The 8,280-nt window shown below is 59.6% G+C and carries 9 protein-coding genes; 2 read left to right on the top strand and 7 right to left on the bottom strand.

Translation table 11 applies throughout. The annotated features are described in order from the left end of the window. The 5 genes from ACYAR8_RS16785 to ACYAR8_RS16765 form a co-directional block, all read right to left on the bottom strand. Positions 1–2,463, bottom strand: a 2,463-nt coding sequence (locus ACYAR8_RS16785) for a DUF6531 domain-containing protein (RefSeq protein WP_463580473.1), incomplete at its 3' end; no start/stop codon positions are given. A 388-nt stretch (positions 2,464–2,851) separates the two neighbouring features. Beyond that, on the bottom strand, positions 2,852–3,565 hold the full coding sequence (locus ACYAR8_RS16780) for a PA5502 family lipoprotein (protein WP_463580472.1): 714 nt from the start codon (positions 3,563–3,565) through the stop codon (positions 2,852–2,854). Positions 3,566–3,722: 157 nt separating this feature from the next. Then, on the bottom strand, positions 3,723–4,505 hold the full coding sequence (gene znuB / locus ACYAR8_RS16775) for a zinc ABC transporter permease subunit ZnuB (RefSeq protein WP_074892443.1): 783 nt from the start codon (positions 4,503–4,505) through the stop codon (positions 3,723–3,725). Continuing rightward, positions 4,498–5,298, bottom strand: coding sequence for a zinc ABC transporter ATP-binding protein ZnuC (gene znuC / locus ACYAR8_RS16770; protein WP_463580471.1), 801 nt, complete (start codon positions 5,296–5,298; stop codon positions 4,498–4,500). The genes znuB and znuC overlap by 8 nt, the downstream gene beginning before the upstream one ends. Beyond that, positions 5,298–5,780, bottom strand: a complete 483-nt coding sequence (locus tag ACYAR8_RS16765) for a Fur family transcriptional regulator (RefSeq protein ID WP_074892445.1) — start codon at positions 5,778–5,780, stop codon at positions 5,298–5,300. Before ACYAR8_RS16765 ends, znuC begins: the two co-directional genes overlap by 1 nt. Positions 5,781–5,837: 57 nt before the next feature. Here ACYAR8_RS16765 and ACYAR8_RS16760 point away from each other — a divergent pair, with 57 nt between their 5' ends. Together ACYAR8_RS16760 and ACYAR8_RS16755 are read left to right on the top strand one after the other, a co-directional pair. Then, positions 5,838–6,767 (top strand): zinc ABC transporter substrate-binding protein ZnuA, encoded by a 930-nt coding sequence (locus ACYAR8_RS16760; protein WP_074892446.1) that lies wholly within the window; start codon positions 5,838–5,840, stop codon positions 6,765–6,767. 29 nt (positions 6,768–6,796) lie between these two features. Then, on the top strand, positions 6,797–6,937 hold the full coding sequence (locus ACYAR8_RS16755) for a hypothetical protein (RefSeq protein ID WP_463580470.1): 141 nt from the start codon (positions 6,797–6,799) through the stop codon (positions 6,935–6,937). On the opposite strand, the gene ACYAR8_RS16750 is transcribed toward ACYAR8_RS16755, so the two are convergent. Together ACYAR8_RS16750 and ACYAR8_RS16745 are read right to left on the bottom strand one after the other, a co-directional pair. Continuing rightward, complete coding sequence (locus ACYAR8_RS16750) at positions 6,938–7,888, bottom strand: homoserine kinase (protein WP_108121290.1); 951 nt, start codon at positions 7,886–7,888, stop codon at positions 6,938–6,940. It abuts the gene before it with no gap. A 34-nt stretch (positions 7,889–7,922) separates the two neighbouring features. Continuing rightward, complete coding sequence (locus ACYAR8_RS16745) at positions 7,923–8,213, bottom strand: DUF2782 domain-containing protein (RefSeq protein WP_074892448.1); 291 nt, start codon at positions 8,211–8,213, stop codon at positions 7,923–7,925. Between the last annotated feature and the right edge of the window lie 67 nt (positions 8,214–8,280).

Here is an 8,280-nt window from a genome sequence, read left to right as displayed (position 1 = left end):
TTCGGTTTTGTCCGGGTGCTTGATCAGGACAAGCTGACCGGCTTTGTATTCATACGTGGTGCTGTGCCCGGCCGGATCGGTGAAGCGAACCATCTGGCCGCGTTCGTCGTACTCCCAGCTACTGACCTTGCCAGAACAGTCGGTGTACTTAACGAGCTGTCCGGCTTCGTTGTAGGCCAACGCCTTTGTATTGCCGTTGGCGTCCTTTATCGCTGTAGGAAGACCGAAGCCGTTGTAGGCGTATTCGGTAACGTTCTCTAGCGGGTCGATCGCCTCGATCAGATTTCCGCGAAGGTCGTAGTCACGCTTCCACAAACCGCCCTCGCCATCACTGATCTTGATCAGGTGGCTTTTGTCGTCGTACGCGTAATTCATCACACTGTGATCAGCGCGAGTGTGCTTGGTGAGATTGCTGAGCTTGTCGTAGCGATAACGGTCAGTGCTGCCGTCAGTGTGTACGTGGCGAATGATGTTTTTCGCCGCATCACGGAAGAACCATTCGGAACGGCCGTCGGCGTGGCAAATGCGGTACGTGTAGCCGAGGCTGTCGTAGTAATGCCGGGTTTGGTGACCGAGCGCATCGGTGACGTAGGTGAGACGAATGTTTTCATCCCATGCCAGTCGCGTGTCGAAACTGCCGTCATCGGCCCATTCGCGCACGGCTTTGGCATCGGCTCCAGTGCCTTGCCACTGCAGATTCAACCCACGATTGGTGCGGTCGGTGTAGCGAGTGATCAGATGGTTTTGATACTGGTATCGCCAGGCCGAACCGTTTTCGTCTTGGGCTAAAATCAGGTCGCCAAAATCATCGTACTGATACGCGCACAGTTGGCGTTTAACCTCGCCATCACGAACTTCCCAAAGCCCCGTCAACCGTCCCTGATCATCAATCAAAGTACCAAGTCGCAGATGCACTTTGTTTAGATCTTTCTCCGAGTAAGTCACCAATTCGGAGAGCACCAACTGCCCATCATGCCGATGCTCGTGATGCAGCATGACCCCGGCGCCGTTGGGCAGCATTTTGTTGATCAGAACAAAGCGCTTGCCCCGCCGAACATAGGTCTCTCGGTGCTCAAGCCCACGCATCAGCAATAACCGATCTTTGCTGAGGCGAACGACCGTCAGGTTCTCAATGGCGTTGAAGTGAAAGAGTTTTAACTTGGGAAGAGGGAAATCATGGCTGCGGCCGTCGGAGTCATGAAACACCAAACCATCGCCGACGAGATCAAACCGCGTGGTAAACGGCGTGATCCAGCGTGCGCCGATGATGTCCTGATCGTAGGCATCCAGACTCGAACAATAAGTCCGCGTCCACTCAATCGGAAACGGCCCCGGCAAACTGAAATCGGTATGACTGACGGACTCCGAGCCCGTCGCAAAGCTGATGCTCCTCGCCGTCGACCCGCAGGCGCAATTCTTCTTTTCGTTAGGCCGGCCCTTGGCAGGTTTCTCGTGCTGAACAACTTCGAGCTTGCCTTCACCCGCCCTGCGCTTGGCCTGATTCACCACCCCGGGCTTGATGTTGAAAGCCTGTCCATGGCCATTGCGTGACCGCCAACTGACAACGGCATCACCCAGCGTCAGCAGCAGCGAACCGATGGAGTTCTGAACCGCGGGATCCGCCAGACCAGTAATCCGGGTGCGAAGCTCCGGCCCCATGGCACGCAACAATTTGGCCTGTCTGACCACCTCATCTTTAACCGCTTCAGGCACGAGGTGTTCGACGGCGCCGTTGACCGCACCCTTGCCCGCGGCAACGCAAACCTCCGCAGCCGCCGCAAAAATATTCCCAATCGCGGCCTGAGGGTCGTAGGCCCAAAGATCGCCTGCGGCATGAACCAACTGCTCCGCCTCACGCAAATCAGCCTTGGCGTTGAGGTCCGGCTTGACCAGCTTCTCCAGACCATCAGCGATCTGAAAAAGTACGCCTTCCCCAAGCTTGCCCGCATCCTCGAGAATTCCGGGAAGCTTGCCCTGCGCCTGGCTCACAAAGTCATCAAGGGTCCCAACGATGGTGGCATTCAGATGCCCGATCAGAACCTCGATCAGCGCATCCCCCAACACCATCTTCCCGGCCTGACGCATCTCCTGACGCACCAGAAACAGCATCGGTCGCAAGGTCATCCGCGCTGCCGCCATGCCCGGCGGGATGGGGATCATGCCGATCAGATTGATGCCCAAACTGACCCAGTCCAGAGGGTCACGCTTGTCACTGGTCGCAAGCCGGACAATGTCATTCAGCGCATCGACCAGCGCCATGATGTTGCCTACGACGGGAAGTCCACCCGCCACGGTCTTGATCCGCTCAAGCGTGACCACCCCGCCGCTGATCTCTTGCAGCCAGGCATCGAAACTGGCCGTACCAAGACCAACGTCTTCAACCTGAATCAGATCAAGCGGAACAACCGCCACTTGAGGTTCGCGTTTCTCTCCACCAACGGGCAGATTTAAGGGGGTCGCCAAGGATGCTCTCCGTGCTCAAAAAACCATCCGAAAAGGCGTGAATGCCAATTCGGGGGCTACGGAGATATCAAGGGCTGTGCCAGCTACAAATTAACCAAACAAAAACAACAGCTTAAGAAATAAAACGATAGGTTTTAGCGAACGCTAAACCCTAACCCTCATAAAACGTCCGCAAGAAGTTGCGCACCCCTGCGCAACTTCTTGCGCACTCGTCTGCAGGCCAGAGAAGACGTGGCTCACAGCGCAGAAAGCACCCTGGAACTCACAATCGACTGCGCAACTTCTTGCGCAGTCGATCCCGCGACTTTCCCGTGGGAAGGGAGGCAAGCAAGCGCAAAAAAAGGCGTTGCCCGCGAGGGCAACGCCTTTTCTTTTGATCAAAAACCGATCAGGGCTGAGCGGGTTTCAACACGATCTTCGCAGGCTCAGTGCGCTCGATTTCACGCTGCATCTGCAACTCGAAATCGGGGTTGATCTTCGTCACGCGCTTGGTCAGCAATGTCGCCAGCCAAGGGTAGTCGTCTGTGCGCGGCACCTGCACGATAACGTCGCAGTTGAACGCTGTGACGTCTTCAGCGATGTCACTCAACTGACGGCGCAGCTGCTTCATGTCCCCAAGCTTCAACCCAATGGTCGTGCTCTCGGCGCTCGGGTCGATCACTTTCGCCTTGCGCTTGGCTTCGGCAGCGCGCAGATCGGCTTCAGCCTTTTCCAGCTCGGCTTTGCGGGCGTGGGCGATAGCACCGTTCACGCCACTGGTCAGCGCCGGGGCCTTAGGCATCAGGGCGCGAGCGCGGCTGAGCGCAGTAGCGGCAGCATTCATGTCGCCTTTTTGCAGCACGATCTGACTGCGGCTCAAATACGCCTCAGCCAATTGGCGCTGGTATTGCTCGAGTCGGGGATCGTCCGGGGATTTGCTTTGCAGCGCCGCCAATTGATCTTCGGCGGTTGCCAGCTCACTGCTGGCGATGTTCTGTTCCAGCTGCTGATAGGCATCGGGCGCAGACACAGGTGCGAGCTGCTCGACGGGCTTGCTCTGGCAAGCGCCCAACAGGACGGAAAATGCAGCAAGCAGCAGATAACGGGATGCGAACGGCTTCATTCCTGCGATTCTCTATTTGCGCAAAAAACGAGCAAGTCTACACACAACTGACTTGCACCGAAAATAACTGATCACTATCGGTGGGCGCGCAAGGAGTCATTGCACATTGCCGCCATTCGATTATTGCCGAGTATGACTCTACCCGCCACCCAAGGTTCTACCGCTTGGGCAAAAGGAAACTGAGTAGAAACAAGGTTGCCGCCGAGACCACGATAGACGGGCCTGCCGGGGTGTCCTTGAACCAGGACAGCGCCAGTCCCGCGCACACCGCAATGACGCCAATGACGCTTGCACCCAGGGCCATTTGCTCTGGCGAACGGGCGTGACGTTGTGCCGCAGCGGCGGGGATGATCAGCAGCGAGGTAATCAACAACACCCCGACGATCTTCATGGCCACTGCGATGACCACGGCAATCAGCAGCATCAACGTCATACGCAGGGTCGCCACCGGCAGCCCTTCGACCGTCGCCAGCTCTTCATGCACGGTGATCGCCAGCAGCGGCCGCCACAGCGCACAGATCAACACCAGCACCAACGCGCTGCCTGCGAGAATCCAGGCCAGATCGTTCGGGCTGATGGCCAGCAGGTCGCCGAACAGATAGCCCATCAGGTCGATACGCACATCGCGCATGAAGCTCAACACCACCAGCCCGAGGGACAAGGTGCTTGGCGCAAGAATACCCAGCAACGTGTCGGAGGCCAGCGGTTGGCGCTGCTGCAGGGTCACCAGCAAAACCGCCAGCAGCAGGCAGCCCACGGTTACGGCGATCGTCGGGCTGATGTCCAGCAGAAAGCCCAGGGCCACGCCGAGCAACGCGGCATGGGACAGCGTGTCGCCGAAATAAGCCATGCGCCGCCAGACCACGAAAGACCCCAGAGGGCCTGCCACTACCGCTAACGCGAGGCCTGCGAGCAAGGCGTAAAGAAGAAAATCAGCCATGCTTGCAGCTGTCCCCGTGGTCGTGAGTGTGGGTATGGACGTGGTCGTGAGCCGGGGCGGGTTGGCAGACTTCGCCATGCAGGTCGTGGGCGTGATCGTGATGATGGTGATAGATCGCCAGGCTCGGCGCGTTCAGGCCGAACAGCTCCACGAAAGCGGGATCGTTACTGACCTGCTCGGGGTGACCGGAGCAGCACACGTGACGATTGAGGCAGACCACCTGGTCGGTGGTGCTCATGACCAGATGCAGGTCATGGGAAACCATCAGCACGCCGCATTGATGCCGGTCGCGCAGCTGAGTGATCAGCGCGTACAGCTCGGCCTGCCCGGCCACGTCAACGCCCTGCACCGGCTCGTCGAGCACCAGCAGCTCCGGCTTGCGCAACAGCGCTCGCGCCAGCAACACGCGCTGCATCTCGCCACCGGAAATCCCTTGCAGCGGGCTGTCGATGACCTTCTCGGCGCCGACCTCGATCAGCGCCGCCCGCGCGGTCTCCCGATCAACGCCGGGGACCAGACGCAGGAAACGCAGGACCGACAGCGGCAGCGTGGCGTCGATGTGCAGTTTTTGCGGCATGTAGCCGACACGCAGTTTCGGCTTGCGCCAGATTTCGCCCGAGTCAGCCTTGAGCAGCCCGAGAACGGCGCGCACCAGAGTGGTCTTGCCCGCGCCGTTGGGGCCGATCAGGGTGACGATTTCGCCCGGGCTGACGCTCAGCTGAATATGTTCCAGCACGCTCTGGCCGGCGCGGGTCACGCTGACGTCCTTCAGGCGAATCAGTGCATCGCTCATCAGGCGGCCTTGCACCCGGCACACACGCCGACGACTTCGACGGTTTGGGCTTCGACGTCAAAGCCGACCTCATTGGCCGCGTCGACGATGGCCGAGCTGATACTGCCGTGCTGCAACTCGATGGCAGCGTGGCACTCGCGGCAGATCAGAAATTGACCCTGATGCGCATGGGTCGGGTGGTTGCAACCGGCGAAGGCGTTCAATGACGCGATGCGGTGCACCAGGCCGTTTTCCAGCAGGAAGTCCAGCGCGCGGTACACCGTAGGCGGTGCGGCGCGGCGGCCATCTTCTTCGCTGAGCACGGCGAGGATGTCGTAGGCGCCCAGGGGCTTGTGGCTCTGCCAGACCAGCTCCAGCACGCGACGACGCAGGGCCGTCAGCCGCAGGCCTTTGCCCGCGCACAACGTGTCGGCTTCAGTGAGCGCACTGTGCACGCAGTGAGAGTGATCGTGGGGGCGACTGGCCAGGGGTGTTTTAGACATGAGCGGCGACGGCCTTTGAGAGAGACGTTATTATGTTACCCGTTCCTGCCCCCATGAGTGGTTATCGTGTCCCGACTTTTTTTACTTTTTGTCGTATTTATTACCGGTTTTTCAACCATCACTGCCGCCGAAGCCAGCGTCCGCGTCTTGACCAGCATCAAGCCGCTCCAGCTGATCGCCGCGGCTGTACAGGACGGAATCGCGGTGCCGGAAGTCCTGCTTCCGCCGGGCGCATCCCCTCATAACTACGCGCTGCGACCGTCCGACGTACGGCGCGTGCAGGAAGCCGATCTGCTGTACTGGATCGGCCCGAACATGGAGACATTCTTGCCTCGCGTGCTGTCCGGGCGCAGCAAGGCGTCAGTCCCGGTCGAATCGTTGCCGGGCATGCACCTGCGCCATTTCACCGCCAGCACCGAGCACCATGATGATGACGAAGATGAGCATGACCACGATCACCGGCCGGGCAGCGTCGATGCGCATTTGTGGCTGTCGTCAGTCAATGCGCGGGTGATTGCGGCAAAGATGGCCGCTGACTTGAGTCAGGCCGATCCGGCCAATGCGGCGCGCTATGAGAGCAATGTGAAGGCCTTCGACGCGCGCCTTGACGCGCTGGACGCTCAAATCAAACAGCGGGTCGCCGGCATTTCAGGCAAGCAGTATTTCGTGTTCCACGAGGCGTTTGATTATTTCGAAGAGGCTTACGGGCTCAAGCATGCGGGCGTATTTGCCGTCAGCAGCGAGGTTCAGCCCGGTGCCCAGCACGTCGCCGCCATGCGCGCACGACTGACGGAGTTCGGCAAGACCTGCGTGTTCAGCGAGCCACCCCTCCGCCCGCGTCTGGCCGACACGCTCAGTGCCGGTTTGCCGGTCAAACTGGCAGAACTTGACGGATTGGGCGGTTACACGCCCGCCACAGCCCGAGGTTACGAGCAATTGCTGAGCAAGCTGGCGGATGATCTGGCGGGGTGTCTGGAGGGTTTGTGAGGCAGTCGTAACACCTGTAGGAGCGTGGCTTGTCCCGCGATCTGCCGCGCAGCGGCAGCAAATCAGACAACGCGGTTGTACTGACCGTCCGCATTACCGGTTCACGGCTGCTACGCAACCGATCGCGGGACAAGCCGCGCTCCTACAGCGGATATCCGCTGGTTGAATGACTACAACGCAAACGGCAACGGAATATGCGTCTCCTGACGCTGTTCCAGGCGTTTACGGAATTCGTCCGGGTCATGGATCAACACGTCCTGCCCGGCGAAGCTTTCGGCGGCGATCAGGCGTGACAGCCAGAAGCGCACGCAACCGACACGCAGCATTGTCGACCACAGCTCGGCTTCGGCGGCGGTAAACGGCCTAAGCGCGGCGTAGGCACCCAGAAACGCCCGGGCTCGCGGGGCATCAATAGTGCCGTTCTCAAACGAGCACCAGTCATTCACGGCAATCGCCACGTCGTACAGCATCGGCCCGGAACAGGCGTTGTAGAAGTCGATCACCCCCGTCAGGTGGGTGCCTTCAAACAGCGTGTTGTCGCGGAACAGGTCGGCGTGCAGATTGGCCCGCGGCAGCGCCATGATGCTCGCCTTGCGCCGCTGAATTTCCTCTACAGCCTTGGTCAGCAGCGCGCCCTGCGCGTCGTCCAGGTGAGAGATGAAATTACCGCCCTCCTCCAGCATCCAGTCCAGACCACGGTCGGTTTTGCGTTCGATGGTCTGGCTGCGGGTGGCCATGTGCATGTGCGCCATAAACTCGCCAATCTGCACGCAATGCTGTGTGTTGGGCTGGGCCGGATGCTTGCCGGACAGACGCGGTTGAAGCAGCGCCGGTTTGCCTTTCAGCTCGCGCAGGGCCAGACCGTCAGTGGTGCGCAGTGCGTAGGGCACGGGCAGATTGGCGTCGTGTAGAACATCCAGCAGCTCGATAAAGAACGGCATTTCCTGAACCGGACCGCGCTCGACCAGAGTCAGCACGAATTCACCCTGCTCCAGGCTGATGAAGAAATTGGTGTTTTCACTTCCAGCGGCAATGCCCTGAAAATCACGCAGGGCGCCAAGCCCGTACGGGGCGAGAAAAGCTTCCAGCTCGGGCCGAGCCAGGGGAGTAAAAACGGACATAGAAGACTGCCAGCAAAAGAGTGAATGTAGGGCGTTACCAGCTGAATAGTACCCATTGGGGTATCAGCATGTCCGGTTGATCCGAACGTATGAATTGACCACTTGTGCCGTCGGCGCGCACCAGATAATAAGGCTTGCCGTGTTTGGGCGTGATCTTCACGGCGTACACGAATCCGTTCGCACGATACTCCTTGATGAAGCCATCGCTGTCCTGACGAATCGTCACATCAGGCTCTGCCGACGGCGCGTCATCTTCCGCCGCGACCGCCAGCCACGGACAGGCAAGCAACCCGCCGAGCAGTAACAGGCGATTCAGCGCGCGCATGATAACCTTGTCCCTTTGTCGTCAACGGTCCGCGCATTCTAGCGCCGACCCCGCCGAAAAGGTTGAT

The organism is Pseudomonas sp. HP_01, from assembly GCF_055284355.1.
The sequence above is the reverse complement of the archived record's forward strand: the minus strand, read 5'-3'. Positions and strand labels throughout refer to the sequence as shown.

What these genes read in the sequence shown, in the direction of transcription:
- ACYAR8_RS16745 (WP_074892448.1), bottom strand. Translation starts at nt 8,213, where the DNA reads ATGCGCGCGCTGAATCGCCTGTTACTGCTCGGCGGGTTGCTTGCCTGT.
- ACYAR8_RS16765 (WP_074892445.1), bottom strand. Translation starts at nt 5,780, where the DNA reads ATGTCTAAAACACCCCTGGCCAGTCGCCCCCACGATCACTCTCACTGC.
- znuC (WP_463580471.1), bottom strand. Translation starts at nt 5,298, where the DNA reads ATGAGCGATGCACTGATTCGCCTGAAGGACGTCAGCGTGACCCGCGCC.
- znuB (WP_074892443.1), bottom strand. Translation starts at nt 4,505, where the DNA reads ATGGCTGATTTTCTTCTTTACGCCTTGCTCGCAGGCCTCGCGTTAGCG.
- ACYAR8_RS16780 (WP_463580472.1), bottom strand. Translation starts at nt 3,565, where the DNA reads ATGAAGCCGTTCGCATCCCGTTATCTGCTGCTTGCTGCATTTTCCGTC.
- ACYAR8_RS16750 (WP_108121290.1), bottom strand. Translation starts at nt 7,888, where the DNA reads ATGTCCGTTTTTACTCCCCTGGCTCGGCCCGAGCTGGAAGCTTTTCTC.